This is a genomic window from Flaviramulus aquimarinus (genome assembly GCF_039543205.1).
Taxonomy (GTDB): Bacteria; Bacteroidota; Bacteroidia; order Flavobacteriales; family Flavobacteriaceae; genus Flaviramulus_B; species Flaviramulus_B aquimarinus.
Window position 1 is genome coordinate 163831 of sequence record NZ_BAABJH010000001.1, and the last position, 16365, is coordinate 180195.

Here is a 16365-nt window from a genome sequence, read left to right on the forward strand (position 1 = left end):
CTATGAGCCATACCCCTTTAGAAGATATATTTAAAAAACCAGAAAACAACTTTGATGTTGAAAACCCAGCAACTGGACACGAAACACGTTTTTTAAATAAACTTAAAAACCAAAACGAACAACCTTTAGAAATTGCGCATGTAAAATCTAATTTTTGGAAACCATTTGTTGGCATAGCTGCTTCTGTTGCCCTTATAATTGCGCTTTTTGTAGGGACGCAACAACCTAGGAATTCTAGAGATTTAGCCAGTGTTTCTCCAGAAATGGCCAACACACAAGATTTTTTTACAGCATCAATACATGAAGAATTACAAAAACTCAATAAAGAGTCTTTACCAGAAGCACAAAACTTAATACAAGATGCACTTAAACAAATCAAAATTTTAGAAACTAATTACGAAACTCTGAAAGTCGATTTAATAGAAAGCGGTGACGATAGCCGTGTTATATACGCCATGATATCTAATTTTCAGAATAGAATAGACATTTTACAAAACACCTTAGAACAAATCGAAAATATTAAACAATTAAAAAAATCATCACACCGTGTCATATCCGAATCAAATATTTAATCCAATAATTAATTATTAAGGATAAAGCACAACCATACTGAGAAAAGTCGAAGTATGTTTATTAAATAACAATTAAAAAAACGAACACATGAAACGAGCACAACACATCAAATTATTAACGGCATTATTAATGTTTCCCCTTTTTATTTCGGCTACAACTGGAATAAAAACCAAACAAACCAAAACAAAGACTATTAGCAAGACTTTTATGGTAAATCCCGATGCTACTTTAAAAGTTAATAATAGTTATGGGAATATTGATGTTATTACCTGGAATGAAAACAAAATTGTATTTGAAATAACAATTACGACCTCTGGAAGCAGTGAGGAAAAAATTCAGAAAAAGTTAGATGATATTAACGTAAAATTTTCAGCTTCCCCTGAATCAGTTTCAGCAGAAACCATGTTTGGAAAAAAGAGTTCAAACTCTTGGTGGAACTGGGGCAATAACAACAAAGTTAAAATGAAAATTAACTACATCATTAAAATGCCCATTACCGGAAAAGTAAATTTGAGTAACGACTATGGCAATATCAATTTAGATAAGCTTGAAGGTAAAGCTGTGATTAATTGTGATTACGGAAAAATAACCACCAAAGAACTCATGGGCGATGACAACACTTTAAATTTTGATTACACAAATGGCTGTTATTTTGAATACATTAAAAGCGGAAAAATTAAAGCAAACTATAGTGAATATACCATTTCCAAAACCAGCATAATAGATATAAATGCAGATTATACAAATTCTAAAATTGAAACTGCTGAAAATGTAAATTACAACTGCGACTATGGTAACATTAAAATAGACAAAGCCAATAATATTGTTGGAAATGGCAATTACCTAACCACAATAGTAGGTGATGTTTATAAAAATGTAACACTTAATGCAGACTACGGCTCTATTAAAATAAATCGTATGGCAGAAAATGCAGGAAACGTAACAATTAAATCAGACTACACCGGTATTAAAATTGGATACGCCCCTACCTATAACTTCAACTTTAATATTAATTTGGATTATGCCGATTTAAGAGATAGCAATAATCTAACCATTACAAAAGAAGTAAAAGGTAATACCGATAAATTTTATCAAGGTTACTACGGAAGCCAATCATCAAACAACAACATCACTATCGATTCGGATTATGGTAGTGTTACACTATCGAAAAACTAAGAATCATCATCAATCATAAAGCGAACTAAACGACCTTGTAAATGAGTTTACAGGGTCTTTTTGTTTACTAAACTTAGCATCATAACTTCATGGAGATTAAATCAATAATACTCCTTTAATAATAGAACTCAAAAGTTTAAAACCTCTCTATCAAAAAAATTGAAAGACCCTATAAATTTTAAATAATATAATAAATTTTATAATTGTAGGTTTTATATTAAAAAATACCAGTAAATTCTTTTTTTAAAAAGAAAAAAACCTACATTTATAAGATAAAAACTTATAAATATAAAGTAATGAAAAAACTAAATTTTCTATTTATTGTATTATTGTTAATTTCCTGTAGTGATTCTGAAGAACAAATCATTCCTGATAACTCAAGAGAACAAATAAGCTCGAATAACACAGAAGAACCAAAAAGTTTAATTTTATTTGGAAATAAAGAAAGTGTTTCTAAATTGATAAAAAACCAAGGGTTTGATTTTCTAATAAATGAAGCTTTATCTGAAGAAATCCCAAAAGGAGAAGAAATGGTTATATCATGTGAATTTGAAAATGACAACTCTATAATTCGTCCCAAAAAAAACAAACATGAAGTCATAGACACTAATCCTTATTCACGTACTTTTCGCACATTTGTAGGAGACGAGTATATCTCTGCAGGTAATAATGATTCTTCAGCTATCACAAAGGTACAATTAGCTAATTATTGTTCCACTGTAATACACATTCCTTTTCCTGTAATAATTCCAGTAATAACACCAATTGTAGAGAAAGTCTATATTAATGTATATTTTGATAATTTAACAACACAGAATATTTGGGGGCCAGCATTTAGTGCAGCAATAGATGAATGGAATGCTGTACTTAACGATAATACTGTTAACAATTACTTAGATGGGTCACCACAAGTCTACTATAGAATTGCTCCAAGGAATGCTTTAGATTATGGCAATATTGAAGTGCTTAGAGTACCCTCAAATGGATTGGTAAATTCTAATTCTCTTGCAGAAGCAAGAGTAGGACGTTATAAAGAGATCTATAGTGGAGCAGGAATTTTTAAGCATTATGTTGGTAAACGTATGTGGGTCAATATGGACAAAGAAGGAGGTTTATCTTTAACTCAAAAGAAAAATGTATTGCTACATGAATTTGGGCATTCTATTGGTTTTCTACATACAATATCACAAGCATCCAATATTGAAGGAACCACTCAAACAGGACAATCAATATTTAATATGAGAGATGGGATTTTTAGAGACCAAGATTTATTAGCAATTGATAGAATTTTCAATGTTCCAGTTGAATATGTTCAAATAGAAGGTGGATGTAATTAATTATTTATTCTTAATTATATAAATAAATGCAACCAAAAATGGTTGCATTTATATTTTTAAATATATCTTTCTCTATATAATAAGACTAAAGATAAGTAACATCAAAACTACCTTCTGTTATTTCATACGATGATCCAGTTCCTAAAAATGGACTAGCAATAAACTGAAAGCTACCTACTATACGTTTATTTGCTTTATCATGTGAAATTATTTTAAAAGCTCCTTCACCTAAATTTGAATCTGATAATGATAAACTATATTGAGCAAGCGGAATGGACAAACTTGAAAACTCATAATCCCCAGGATCAATATCGGAATCAAAACTCAAACCAATAGTTTCTAAACTGTTTTTAGTAGCGCTAATACCTATTGTAGATAGCCCTGGTAGCGAAGTAGCAACACCATTAACAGCATCTTCAACAAACTCTACACCATCAACTTTAGCAAAAAAGGTGTTTTCTGAGCCACTTACTAAATCTTCTTCAAAAGACACATTAGTAAAAACCCCACTAACAAACTCTTTAGAGGACATAGAAACACTATGGCCTGTAAAGAAAAACGTTCCTGATATGGTTTTGCTAACTTCATCTATTTCAGAAACTGTAACCTCACCTTGAGATGTTACAAAATCTGTCACAGCTATCCAAGTATCTCCTGTTCCAGTAATATTTGTATTATAAATAGCTCCATTAATTTCTACTTGATTTTGTGCGACTCCTAATTGATATGTTCCTTCCGTATTTCCAAAAAGAGTTAATACAATAGCTTCATTTGTTCCCGTTTTAATTCCTGTTATATTAATAACATCATTAATTACAGTAGCCACGGAATTATCTGCTTCAAAAGTTCCTCCATCAAAATCTACTTTAAAAATTGCATTACCAGAATTAGTATTACCATCTGGCTGGGTTTCTTGCTCAGGAATATCACCTTCAAAAGGTTCTATATTACAAGATGAAACAACAATTAAAAAAAGAATACTAAAAACTTGGGCAATAAATTTAGAATAAGTCATAGAGTGTTATTAAATAATAGACAAACATACTAATTAATTCCCTGATTATTCTTAGGTACTCGATATAACAAAACAATTCCCGTTAAAAAGAAAACAAATAGAAAGAGTATAGCATTTCTCATGGTTCCTGTTATCTGGTCTATGGTTGCAAAAATAACCATACCGATTACAATCCCTATTTTTTCTGCCACGTCATAAAAACTAAAATAAGACGTTGTCTCTTCTGTTTCTGGCAAAAATTTTGAATATGTTGAACGCGCTAAAGACTGTATACCTCCCATTACCAAACCAACAATAGCTGCTGCAATATAAAACTGCACAGGTGTTATCATAAAGTACGCATAAAAGCACAATCCCATCCAAATAAAGTTAATTACAATTAAGGTTTTAATGTTCCCAAATCTAGACGAAGCCCTAGATGTTAAAAAAGCCCCAATTACCGCTACTAATTGTATTAATAAAATACTCCCTATAAGCCCTATGGTTTTTGCTTTACCATCTTCCCAAGCAATTTCTTCTTCTCCAAAATAAACGGCGACTAACATAATGGTTTGTACCGCCATACTAAATACAAAAAAGGCATATAAATAACGTTTCAACCTTAAATTCTGTTTAAGCTCACCCCAAACTAGCCGCAACTCTTTAAGCCCATTAAAGACTATAGCTGCTGTTACTTTATGACCAGTGGAAGTCCCTTTTGGGAGAAAATAAAATGAATATTGGCTAAATAAAGCCCACCAAATACCTACGGTAATAAATGATACTTTCATAGCCTTAAAAGAAGCAGCATCTTTTGCCGCATCCATAGCAAAATTAATTTCGCTTTCAGTTCCTGTTTCTCTTATAGTTTCAGGTATGCTAATATCAAATCCAAACCAGTGCGGAAACATAACCATAGCCAAATTCAATAGCAAAAGAACAACACTACCAATATATCCCATTGAAAACCCCTTAGCGCTTATTCCGTCTTGTTGTTCAGGAAAAGCAATATCTGGTAAGTATGAGTTATAAAACACTAAGCTTCCCCAATACCCAATCAAGCCCATAAAATAGAATAACAAACTTAAATGAATCTTTTCTGGAGTAATATCAAACCAATATAGCCCTATACAACCTATACTTCCTACATAACAGAAGAACTTTAAAAAATTTTTCTTATTCCCCACGTAATCTGCAATACCAGATAAAATTGGAGACATAAAAGCAACTAATAAAAAGGTGAAAGCCGTTACAAAAGTTATTAATGCGGTACTTTTAAACTCAAACCCAAAAGCCTGAACCATTTTTATTTCTGAAAGAAACAAAGCCGAATAAAATATAGGAAAAATTGAAGATGTTATGGTTAAGGTATAAACTGAATTCGCCCAATCGTAAAAAGCCCAAGCATTAAGGAGTTTTTTACTTCCTTTTTTTAGTTGATTCATATAAAATATTTAGCTATAGATAAACATTCATCTCAAAATTATGAGATTTCAATGGTCATTCTAACTTATTGAAACATTTATTTACTCTAATCCATATTTCAATAAAAAAGCTGCCTTTTATTGGCAGCTTACTAAAGTAATCAAATATTTTTATTCGAACTTAATAAGTTCGTTATCTAAATGTCGTTACACCAAACTTTTTCGCCTCTTCCTTAGCTTTTGGCGCTAAAGCAGTTAAATTAGCAATACGTGAGTCATTTGATGGATGCGTACTTAACATCTCTGGTGGAGCCTGTCCACCACTATTGGCTTTCATGCGTTTCCAAAGCTCTGCGGCTTCTGCTGGATTATAACCTGCAATGGCCATTAGGTATAACCCAATTTTATCAGCTTCGGTTTCATGGTTTCTACTAAAAGGTAACATAACACCTACTTGAGACCCTACACCATAATACTGATTAAAAGCATTTCTGGATTTCTCATCTTGAATAGCTATATTTCCTGCTACGGCTCCAAATTGCTGTAACATACCCGCACTCATACGCTGTTGACCATGATTTGCCAAAGCATGAGCAACTTCATGTCCCATAATGGCAGCAACTCCAGTTTCGCCTTTAGCAATAGGTAAAATACCCGTATAAAAAACAATTTTACCACCTGGCATACACCAAGCGTTAACCGTTTTATCATCTACCAGATTATATTCCCATTTATAGTCATTTAAATACCCGTGATTTCCATTAGCATTTAACCAACGCTCCGCAGCAACCGCTATACGCTGCCCTACTCTAGTAATCATCTCGGCATCTTTAGTACCTGTTATAACTTTATTTTCTGTTAGAAATTGATTATACTGGGCAAAAGCCGTTGGAAATAATTGTGCATTAGAAACCAATGCTAAGGTTTTTTTCTGTGTAAAAGGATTTGTAGCACATGAAAAAAGGAGTGCTACAAAACCAAATATTAGAAGTATATTTTTTATTTTCATTGTTATAGAAGGTTAATAAGGTTTAAAAATACAAAAATTGTATCTTATTAAATTAGACACATCATTTATTTATTTGTCACAACATCATAAAAGTAAAGTTTATAAACTTATAAAGTACCCGTTTTAGTATTATATTTACAGTATTTGATATAACTTTTTTAAACACCTTATTAACGTGTTATGTTATATTAGTATTAACGACCTATTTATTACAAAATTTATATCATGAACAAATTATTAATAGTATTTACATGCGTTTTATTTTTTAATTGTAACTCTTCGGCACAAAAACAAACAAAAGACGCTACCAAAGTATATAAAGTCACAAAAACCGAAGCCCAATGGAAGTCGCAATTATCAGAAAAAGCATTTTATGTATTGAGACAAGCTGGAACTGAACGTCCGTTTTCCAGCCCTTTAAACAAAAACTACCAATCTGGAATTTATATTTGTGCAGGATGTAAAACCCCGTTATTTAAAAGCGAACATAAATTTGATTCCGGTACAGGCTGGCCAAGCTTTGATAGAGAAATACAGGGTAATGTTGCTTTTTCAACAGATTATGATTTAGGCTATGCTAGAACTGAAGAACACTGTGCAACATGCGGAGGCCATTTAGGTCATGTATTTAATGATGGACCAACAGATACTACTGGTAAACGCCATTGTATCAACGGGGTTTCTTTAAAATTCCTTCCTAATAACTAAATTTGTTATATGGAAAGCTATTTAACAAGTGTTATCAAGCAATTTGAATATTACAAAAGTTTAGGCGATAAAACATTTCAGGAATTATCTTTTGATGAATTACAAAAAGAATTTGCAAAAGACTCCAATTCCATTTCAATAATCGCAAAACATCTTGTTGGCAATATGCTTAGTAGATGGACCAACTTTTTAAATGAAGATGGCGAAAAAGAATGGCGACAAAGAGATACTGAATTTGAAAACACCTTTACCTCAAAAGAAGACCTTATTAATAACTGGAATACGGGTTGGAATTGTTTATTTGAAGCTATTAAACCTTTAGTTGAAAGCGACTTAAGTAAAATTATTTATATCAGAAATCAAGGGCATTCGGTTACCGAAGCTATAAACAGACAATTGGCTCATTATGCCTATCATATTGGACAAATTGTGTTTTTAGGCAAACTTTTAAAAGGTAAAAATTGGCAATCCTTATCGATTCCAAAAGGGGATTCTAAAACATACAATAAAGAGAAGTTTAGTAAAGAAAAAGGTCGGAGACATTTTACGGATGATTTATAAAAAGCCCTTTATATTAAAAACATAAAGGGCTTTTACTTATTTGATTTTAAACTATTTAGACTCTAATACTTTAGAACTAAAATAGCCAATAGAACGCACTATCATACCATCATCATTAAAATCATGAGTGTACATAGCAGGCATAATTAGTTTTTTCTTATCAGACTTTCTAATCACTCTAAAATTCCACCAAGACTGAACAGTCATTCCGCCTCCGCCAATTTCATAATCTAAGGCATCTGGATAGCCAACAACATCAATGCTCTCGATTTCAAAATTTTTATAAAAATCTTGATGCCCTGCCTTTAACTCTTCCAAATTCATACGTTCACCAACAGGCATCTCTAAATTACTAAAACTCGCTTTTTCATCAAAGTAACTATAGGCCTTTTCTAAATCCATGTTTTCAAAAGCAGCCATCATTCTTCTTACTTTATTAATACAGTCATGTTGATTGTATATGGTACCATTTGTTCTTTCTGCAAAAGCCTGTCTGATATCTTTACCAACATCATAATTATAATTAACAGCCAATTCAATTTTGTTATCCTTGTTTAAGCGGTATAAATTATGAACGGGCATTTCTATTTTTACCCCAGTTTTGTCATGCACCCCTTTTAGGTAATTCCAGGTTTGCACCCATGTTTTTCCACCTTTGTATTCTATGGCATCCGGATATGCTTCGCCATGACGTGTTAAACTAGCATAAGAAACCCATTTTTTTCTATTTTCTACCCATTTTAAAAAATCTTCCTTATTAGTGCCTTTGGCGTTTTTATTTCTTGTTGTGCCACTAATAGATTTAAAATCATCTGCTAAAAAAGTCGCTACTTTTTCAGAGTCGCCAGCAATATCAGCTTGTTGCATAGCTTCAACTGCTGTAATAGCAGGATGCTCAATAAATACCGTTCCGTTTTTTTTCTTTTGGGAATACATAACAACAGAAAATGCCATCATGAAAATAATTACATGTTTTTTCATTTTTAAAAAGTTTTGGTTGATTAATTAATTTCTGTTAAGTTAACCAAAAAAAACATATAGTAAAATATCATTTGCTTATTTAGAAGCATATTTTGTTTTTAAACTTTAAACCTCTTCTTAAATGGCCTGATAATCAATCGCGCTTCTCTATCAAAACGCACATAATTATACACCCAGTTTACAAAAACCACCATGCGATTTCTAAACCCAATTAAGAAGAACAGATGTATAAACATCCATACATACCAAGCAAAAATACCTTGAAATTTAAACCTTTTTAAATCGACAACCGCTTTGTTTCTACCAATTGTAGCCATGGCTCCTTTATCTTTATAATTAAAGGGCTCCATAGGTTGTTCCTCAATAAGCTTTAATATATTATCACCTAATTGATTCCCTTGCTGAATGGCTGGCTGCGCCATCATAGGCAAGCCATTCGGGAATTCTTCATTAACCATACAGGCAATATCCCCAATGGCAAAAATATGTTCAAAACCTTTTAATTGATTAAAGACATTGACCAATAATCTATTACCACGAGTCATAAATTCTTCTGCTTCCAAACCTTTAATAGTAGCACCTTTAACGCCTGCTGCCCAAACAACGGTTGCCGACTCAAAAATTAAATCGGTATTTGTAGTCACTGTTTTTCCATCGTAGTTCGTTACCCGAACATTCTTCCAGATATTAACCCCTAATTTTTCTAAAAAATCCTCAGCTTTAGCAGAAGCCTTTACACTCATGCCTTTTAAAATACAATCACTAGACTGAATAATATTGATTTGCGCTAAACGCGTATCTAAATCGGGATAGTCTTTTGGTAAAATTCCTTTTTTGATTTCAGCTAAAGCACCTGCTAATTCCACACCTGTTGGACCTCCACCAACTATAACAAAATTCATAAGTGCATTACGCTCATTTAAATCCGAAGTCAATAAAGCATCTTCAAAATTTTCAAGAATCAAGCTTCTTAAATTTAAAGATTGTGGTATGGTTTTCATAGCCATGCTATGCTTTTCAATCTCCGAGTTTCCAAAATAATTGGTTTTAGAACCAGAGGCCACAACTAAATAATCAAATTTTAGATTCCCTATGTTGGTTCTTATTTTATTTTTTTTAGTATCTATTTCTTCAACATTAGCCAATCTAAAATAAAAATTAGGAAAATCCTTAAGTATCTTCCTAATAGGATATGCAATGGAATCTGGCTCTAAGCCTCCTGTAGAAACTTGATATAACAAAGGTTGAAAGGTATGATAGTTGTTTTTATCCAAAAGCACTACCTGTACTTCTTGTTTCGATAATTTTTTTGCCAAGGCTACGCCTGCAAAACCTCCTCCAATAATAACTATTCGAGGGTAACTTGTTCTAGGTATATTCATAAAAGATGACTTGCAGTACAAAGGTAAGATTTAAGATATAAATTTAAAGGCTTCTAAATTCTTTATTCAAAATCGATTTCGTAAATTCGTAGCCTAAATTTTAACACATGAGTAAATACGATATTATAGTTCTTGGAAGTGGCCCAGGGGGTTATGTTACAGCTATTAGAGCATCACAATTAGGTTTTAAAACTGCTATTGTAGAAAAAGAAAGTCTTGGTGGTGTCTGTTTAAATTGGGGTTGTATTCCAACAAAAGCTTTATTAAAATCCGCTCAAGTTTTTGAATATCTTAAACATGCGGAAGATTATGGCTTAAAAGTAAAAGATGCCGAACACGATTTTGATGCTGTTGTACAGCGTAGCCGTGGTGTTGCTGATGGTATGAGTAAAGGTGTTCAGTTTTTAATGAAAAAGAACAAAATTGATGTTATAGAAGGTTTTGGAAAACTTAAACCAGGAAAGAAAGTTGATGTAGATGGTACTGAATATAGCGCCGACAGCATCATTATAGCAACCGGTGCACGTTCACGAGAGTTACCAAGTTTGCCCCAAGATGGAAAAAAAGTTATTGGCTACAGAGAAGCTATGACTTTAAAAAAACAACCTAAGAAAATGATTGTGGTAGGTTCTGGTGCTATTGGTGTTGAGTTTGCTTATTTCTATAATTCTATGGGTACTGAGGTTACTATTGTTGAGTATTTACCAAATGTAGTTCCTGTTGAAGATATAGACGTATCTAAACAATTAGAAAAGTCTTTTAAAAAGACTGGAATTAATATCATGACCTCTGCAGAAGTAACGAGTGTAGATACTTCTGGAAAAGGCGTTAAGGCAACGGTTAAAACCAGTAAAGGTGAAGAAGTTCTTGAAGCCGATATTATTTTAAGTGCCGTAGGTATTAAAACTAATATTGAAAATATAGGATTAGAAGATGTTGGTATTGTGGTTGATAGAGACAAAATTATTGTTAACGATTTTTATCAAACCAACATACCAGGCTATTATGCCATAGGCGATGTAACTCCTGGCCCTGCGTTAGCACATGTCGCTTCTGCAGAAGGGATTCTTTGTGTTGAAAAACTTGCAGGTCAGCATGTAGAAGCCCTAGACTATGGAAACATCCCAGGATGTACCTATTGCTCACCTGAAATTGCATCTGTAGGTTTAACTGAAAAACAAGCAAAAGACAAAGGTCTAGATATTAAAGTTGGAAAATTTCCATTCTCTGCCTCTGGTAAAGCCAGTGCTGGCGGAAATAAAGATGGGTTTGTAAAAGTGATTTTTGATGCCAAATATGGCGAATGGCTTGGCTGCCACATGATTGGTGCTGGAGTTACCGATATGATTGCCGAAGCTGTTTTAGGTAGAAAACTAGAAACCACAGGGCATGAAGTATTAAAAGCCATACACCCACACCCTACAATGAGTGAAGCGGTTATGGAAGCGGTTGCTGCTGCTTATGATGAAGTGATTCATTTATAATAAACAACTCCTATGGTATTCTACATCATTTAGAATTTTTACATAAACAGTGTAAAACTTTAAAAAAAAAATACGATTCAAAATATTGAATCGTATTTTTTTTTGCTTAAAATTTATAGCCTATCCCAAAGCTTATTCTATTATCCCTAAAATTGCTATTAGGCTTTTGTTCCTCAAAACCATGCCTAAAACGTGTATCTAAAAATATACTTTTTGATACGTAGTATTCTATACCTAAAATACCGTTCCATTTTTTGAGTCCAGAAATATCATTCATTAAAGATGCTGATAAAACTTGCGTACCCGTATATACTATAGTTTTTTCATTAAAATGGTATTTTAATAATAGTGGAACTGTTAAATAAAGCTCATCAATAGATTCCTTAAAACCATTACTAAAAAGTCTTTCTCTTTTTTCAGACCTCAAATTTAATTCTAATTGTAAACGCCAATTGTCACTAAGCTTAAAATAAGACAAAACACCAATATAGGGTAAACTAAGAGTGTAATTTAAATCACTGCTGTTAGCCTGAAATTCATAACCAGTACGTAACCCAAAAGTTACTTTTTTATCTTTTAATTGTTCAGCTTCTTTTTGCGCTTGTAAGGAAAACATGCAAATTAGACATGTAAATAGAAAAATAGTTTTTCTCATAATTTGTTTATTTAATTATGATTCAAAACTATCTTAGAAGCCCGTTAATAAATCACAATTCAGTCATAAACAAATTATAAAATCAGCTTAATTATTTCTTAAAAAACTTAATAAAATTATAAAAAACTCTGAATAGCCAATTCATAACTCTGTAAGCCAAAACCAAGAATTACGCCTCTAGCATTAGGTGATATAAAGGATTGATGTCTAAATTCCTCTCTATTAAAAGTGTTAGAAATGTGCACTTCAACAACTGGCGTTTCAATAGCTTTAACCGCATCTCCAATGCCTACCGAGGTGTGCGTGTATGCCGCAGCATTCAAAATAATACCATCATAAGTAAAACCAACCTCATGTAATTTATCGATAAGCTCGCCTTCAATATTTGATTGGTAATAATCAATATCTGTTTTTGGGTATTTATGCACTATTTCATCTAGAAACTCAGTAAATGTTAAGCTGCCATAAATATTTGGTTCTCTTTTACCTAATAGATTTAAGTTGGGACCATTAATGATGATTAGTTTTTTCATGGGTTAAAGATATTAAATTTAACGCTGTTTTCTTGAGCATTAGTCTTTGAAAATACAAAGACTATAATAAAAGATAAAAAATATTATAAAAAAAAACCATCTTTACAGATAGCCTTTTCCTTTATAAATTCTTTAGTATTTTTTAATCTATTTAAAATACTACTATTACTCCAAAACCAATATCTTTTAAATCTAAATTTAATCCAAAATTATTGGTTGACTCAGCACCAGGGGTATCCTGTTTAAATGAACTATAACCTAAAGCCCCAAACGTAGCATGTATTGCTATACACTCAGATAAAAAATAGTTAAGACCTGGATTTAATTCAAAAGCAAAACCATCTGCTTTAACATCACTTATTTTATTCTTTGCAGATTCATAATTAACACCAAACCTACCAAAGAAAGAAAACTGCTCTGCCGGCGTAAAATAATACTTTGCATAAGCTCCAACTGCGAAAGTACTAAACTCACTAATTGTTGAGCTCCCATTTTCTGATTTACTAGATCCAATACCTAATTGAGCTCCTACAGCCACATTATCAGAAACAAAAAAGCCTACACAAGGTATAAAGTTAAAAGAATTGTCTTTAAAGTCTCCAGTCTTTGAAGAATTAAAGTTTAATGATCCGGAAGCATAAATATTTCCTTGAGAAAATCCATAAGTCTTTCCTTCTTCTTGGGCATTCATGCTACTAAATGCGAATACTGCAACAGCAGCACATAAAAATAATTTTTTCATAATATATAAAGTTTTTAGTTTGATTACAACAAATTAAACACATTTTGATTAAAAATACTACAAAAAAGTAAGGTTATTAACAAATTTATTAACATTAAATTATAAATAATTGATTATCAAATATTTAAAAATATAGTTATTAACATTTTTTTTACAAAATGAACTCTAAAAAGCATTGACTATACTTCTATATTATGTATTTTTACCCTAATGGAATGGAAAAGCGCATTAAAAGACTATCAACTTTATTTAAAAATAGAGCGTGGTTTATCTAAAAATTCCATAGATAATTATGTGCTCGATGTTAAAAAACTAATAACGTTTTTAGAAGAACATACGATAAGCACTTCACCTATTTCTATTAATTCAGAAACTATTCAGCAATTTATTTACCATGTTGCTAAGCAAGTTAATGCTAGATCGCAATCAAGGCTCATATCTGGACTTCGTAGTTTTTTTAATTATTTAGTATTTGAAGATTACAGATCTAACAATCCATTAGAACTTATTGAGTCTCCTAAAATCGGCAGGAAACTTCCTGATACATTGTCTGAAGAAGAAATAGACCGTATCATAAAGGCCATTGATTTAAGTAAACCTGAAGGCGAACGCAATCGAGCCATGCTGGAAACTTTATACGGTTGTGGATTGCGGGTTAGTGAACTTGTTAATCTGAAAATTTCGGATTTATTTTTTGATGAAGGTTTTATTAAAGTTACTGGTAAAGGGGATAAACAACGCTTTGTTCCCATTATAGATATTACCCAGAAATACATAAATATATATAGAAGTGAAATAAGAAACCATTTAAATATCCAAGCTGGATTTGAAGATACCCTTTTTTTAAATAGACGCGGTAAACAGCTAACCAGAGCTATGATTTTTACCATTATCAAACAACTGGCAGAAAAAATAAATCTTAAAAAAAATATATCACCACACACATTTAGACACTCGTTTGCTACACATCTTTTACAGAACGATGCCGATTTAAGATCCATACAATTAATGCTAGGTCATGAAAGTATAACAACTACCGAAATTTATGTGCATTTGGATAAAAGCCATTTGATCAAGGTTGTTGAGAAATATCATCCTAGGAAGTAAGTGGTTAGTAGAAAATAAAAAAAATCCAGCTTACACTGGATTTTTTTGTTGATTTTTTAAAGATTCCTTTTTCAAAGGAATGGATTATTATTTAGCAATATTAACTGCTCTGGTCTCTCTTATAACCGTTACTTTTACTTGTCCTGGATAAGTCATATCGGTTTGTACTTTTTGAGAGATACTAAATGATAAATCTGCTGCTTTTTGGTCATCTACTTTTTCACTTTCTACAATAACTCTAAGCTCTCTACCCGCTTGAATAGCGTATGCTTTTTTAACACCGTTAAATCCAAACGCAATATCTTCTAAATCTTTTAAACGTTGTATATAACTATCTAACACTTGACGCCTCGCTCCTGGTCTTGCACCAGAAATAGCATCACAAACTTGGATTATTGGCGAAAGCAATGATTTCATTTCTATTTCATCATGATGCGCACCAATAGCATTACACACATCGTCTTTCTCACCGTATTTTTCAGCCCATTGCATTCCTAAAATAGCGTGTGGCGTTTCCATATCGGCTTCGGCATCTGGCACTTTTCCTATATCATGTAACAATCCTGCTCGCTTAGCAAATTTTGGGTTTAACCCTAACTCAGCCGCCATAACACCACAAAGTTTAGCCACTTCGCGAGAGTGCTGTAATAAGTTTTGACCGTAAGACGAACGGTATTTCATTCTACCGACCATTTTAATAAGTTCTGGGTGTAAATTATGAATTCCTAGATCTATAACGGTACGCTTACCAACTTCAATAATTTCTTGTTCTATTTGTTTTTGTGTTTTTCTTACAACCTCTTCAATACGTGCTGGGTGTATTCTACCATCAGTTACTAATTTATGAAGTGATAAACGTGCAATTTCTCTTCGTACGGAATCAAAACAAGATAGTATAATTGCTTCAGGTGTATCATCTACAATAATCTCTACGCCTGTTGCAGCTTCAATGGCTCTAATGTTTCGTCCTTCTCGACCAATAATACGTCCTTTAACATCATCCGATTCTATATTAAAAACAGATACACAATTATCTACCGCTTCTTCTGTTCCTATACGTTGAATAGTATTGATAATGATTTTTTTAGCATCTTGTTCAGCAGTCAATTTAGCTTCTTCTAAAGAGCTTTGCACATAGGCCATAGCATCATTTTTGGCTTCTCCTTTTAAAGATTCAACCAATTGTTCTTTAGCTTCTTCTGCCGAAAGACTAGAAATAACTTCTAGTTGTTGCACTTGGCTTTTATGAAGTTTATCAAGCTCTTCCTGCTTTTTTTCAAGTAGATCAAGCCTATGGTCATAATCTTTTATTTTGCTAGCTAGACTATCATTAGCCTTCTTATTCCTTGAAAGTTCATTGGATATCTGCGATTCTTTATCGCGTGTACGCTTTTCGGCTTCTGCCATTTTCTTATCACGAGACAAGATTACTTTTTCGTGTTCTGCTTTGAGTTCTAAAAAACGTTCTTTAGCTTTTAGTTCTTTTTCCTTTTTTAAGTTTTCACCATCTATTTTAGCTTCTTTTAATATTGAAGCTGCATTTTTTTTAGCACCTTTTATAAGTTTTGAAGCATTGTTTTTCTCTAGTCCTTTTGCTATAATAAAGCCAATTACCAGCCCTAATATAACACCGCCTACTACAAATATAATTGAGTTATCCATCGTTTGTTTAGTTGTTATTATATATAAAGAAAGCCTA

The 16365-nt window shown here is 32.3% G+C and carries 16 protein-coding genes; 7 read left to right on the forward strand and 9 right to left on the reverse strand.

Annotated features, from left to right (window positions below; all coding sequences use genetic code 11):
• Positions 1-2 precede the first annotated feature (2 nt).
• The 3 genes from ABD941_RS00665 to ABD941_RS00675 all read left to right on the forward strand — a co-directional run bounded on the left by ABD941_RS00665 (position 3) and on the right by ABD941_RS00675 (position 3086).
• Positions 3-572: a hypothetical protein gene (locus ABD941_RS00665; RefSeq protein ID WP_345271976.1), complete on the forward strand. Its 570-nt coding sequence runs from the start codon at positions 3-5 to the stop codon at positions 570-572.
• Between the two features lie 88 nt (positions 573-660).
• Positions 661-1749, forward strand: coding sequence for a DUF4097 family beta strand repeat-containing protein (locus ABD941_RS00670; protein WP_345271978.1), 1089 nt, complete (start codon positions 661-663; stop codon positions 1747-1749).
• A 296-nt stretch (positions 1750-2045) separates the two neighbouring features.
• Entirely contained in the window at positions 2046-3086 is a 1041-nt protein-coding gene (locus tag ABD941_RS00675; protein WP_345271979.1) for a zinc metalloprotease, read from the forward strand.
• An 85-nt stretch (positions 3087-3171) separates the two neighbouring features.
• On the opposite strand, the gene ABD941_RS00680 is transcribed toward ABD941_RS00675, so the two are convergent.
• The 3 genes from ABD941_RS00680 to ABD941_RS00690 all read right to left on the reverse strand — a co-directional run bounded on the left by ABD941_RS00680 (position 3172) and on the right by ABD941_RS00690 (position 6513).
• Positions 3172-4101, reverse strand: coding sequence for a DUF6252 domain-containing protein (locus ABD941_RS00680; RefSeq protein ID WP_345271980.1), 930 nt, complete (start codon positions 4099-4101; stop codon positions 3172-3174).
• A gap of 29 nt (positions 4102-4130) precedes the next feature.
• The gene (locus tag ABD941_RS00685; protein ID WP_345271982.1) at positions 4131-5525 is read right to left on the reverse strand and encodes an MFS transporter; all 1395 of its coding nucleotides are present in this window, start codon (positions 5523-5525) and stop codon (positions 4131-4133) included.
• A 172-nt stretch (positions 5526-5697) separates the two neighbouring features.
• Positions 5698-6513 (reverse strand): M48 family metallopeptidase, encoded by an 816-nt coding sequence (locus ABD941_RS00690; RefSeq protein WP_345271984.1) that lies wholly within the window; start codon positions 6511-6513, stop codon positions 5698-5700.
• Between the two features lie 225 nt (positions 6514-6738).
• On the opposite strand from ABD941_RS00690, the gene msrB reads away from it, so the two are divergent.
• Both msrB and ABD941_RS00700 read left to right on the forward strand, forming a co-directional pair.
• Entirely contained in the window at positions 6739-7221 is a 483-nt protein-coding gene (gene msrB / locus ABD941_RS00695; RefSeq protein WP_345271985.1) for a peptide-methionine (R)-S-oxide reductase MsrB, read from the forward strand.
• 9 nt (positions 7222-7230) lie between these two features.
• The gene (locus tag ABD941_RS00700) at positions 7231-7782 is read left to right on the forward strand and encodes a DUF1572 family protein (RefSeq protein WP_345271986.1); all 552 of its coding nucleotides are present in this window, start codon (positions 7231-7233) and stop codon (positions 7780-7782) included.
• A gap of 51 nt (positions 7783-7833) precedes the next feature.
• Here the strand turns inward: ABD941_RS00700 and ABD941_RS00705 are convergent, their stop codons facing one another.
• Positions 7834-8763, reverse strand: a complete 930-nt coding sequence (locus tag ABD941_RS00705) for a nuclear transport factor 2 family protein (RefSeq protein WP_345271987.1) — start codon at positions 8761-8763, stop codon at positions 7834-7836.
• 98 nt (positions 8764-8861) lie between these two features.
• A complete protein-coding gene (locus tag ABD941_RS00710) occupies positions 8862-10145 on the reverse strand; it encodes an NAD(P)/FAD-dependent oxidoreductase (protein ID WP_345271989.1) in 1284 nt (427 codons plus the stop codon).
• 107 nt (positions 10146-10252) lie between these two features.
• Here ABD941_RS00710 and lpdA point away from each other — a divergent pair, with 107 nt between their 5' ends.
• Positions 10253-11629, forward strand: coding sequence for a dihydrolipoyl dehydrogenase (gene lpdA, locus ABD941_RS00715; protein ID WP_345271990.1), 1377 nt, complete (start codon positions 10253-10255; stop codon positions 11627-11629).
• 106 nt (positions 11630-11735) lie between these two features.
• Here the strand turns inward: lpdA and ABD941_RS00720 are convergent, their stop codons facing one another.
• The 3 genes from ABD941_RS00720 to ABD941_RS00730 all read right to left on the reverse strand — a co-directional run bounded on the left by ABD941_RS00720 (position 11736) and on the right by ABD941_RS00730 (position 13559).
• Positions 11736-12284: an outer membrane beta-barrel protein gene (locus ABD941_RS00720; protein WP_345271991.1), complete on the reverse strand. Its 549-nt coding sequence runs from the start codon at positions 12282-12284 to the stop codon at positions 11736-11738.
• A 116-nt stretch (positions 12285-12400) separates the two neighbouring features.
• The gene (gene aroQ / locus ABD941_RS00725) at positions 12401-12817 is read right to left on the reverse strand and encodes a type II 3-dehydroquinate dehydratase (RefSeq protein WP_345271992.1); all 417 of its coding nucleotides are present in this window, start codon (positions 12815-12817) and stop codon (positions 12401-12403) included.
• Between the two features lie 151 nt (positions 12818-12968).
• Complete coding sequence (locus ABD941_RS00730; protein ID WP_345271993.1) at positions 12969-13559, reverse strand: outer membrane beta-barrel protein; 591 nt, start codon at positions 13557-13559, stop codon at positions 12969-12971.
• A gap of 210 nt (positions 13560-13769) precedes the next feature.
• Here ABD941_RS00730 and xerD point away from each other — a divergent pair, with 210 nt between their 5' ends.
• Positions 13770-14666 carry a site-specific tyrosine recombinase XerD gene (gene xerD / locus ABD941_RS00735; RefSeq protein WP_345271994.1) on the forward strand — a complete coding sequence of 299 codons (897 nt, stop codon included), beginning with the start codon at positions 13770-13772 and terminating at the stop codon, positions 14664-14666.
• An 87-nt stretch (positions 14667-14753) separates the two neighbouring features.
• Here the strand turns inward: xerD and rny are convergent, their stop codons facing one another.
• Complete coding sequence (gene rny, locus ABD941_RS00740; protein ID WP_345271996.1) at positions 14754-16328, reverse strand: ribonuclease Y; 1575 nt, start codon at positions 16326-16328, stop codon at positions 14754-14756.
• Between the last annotated feature and the right edge of the window lie 37 nt (positions 16329-16365).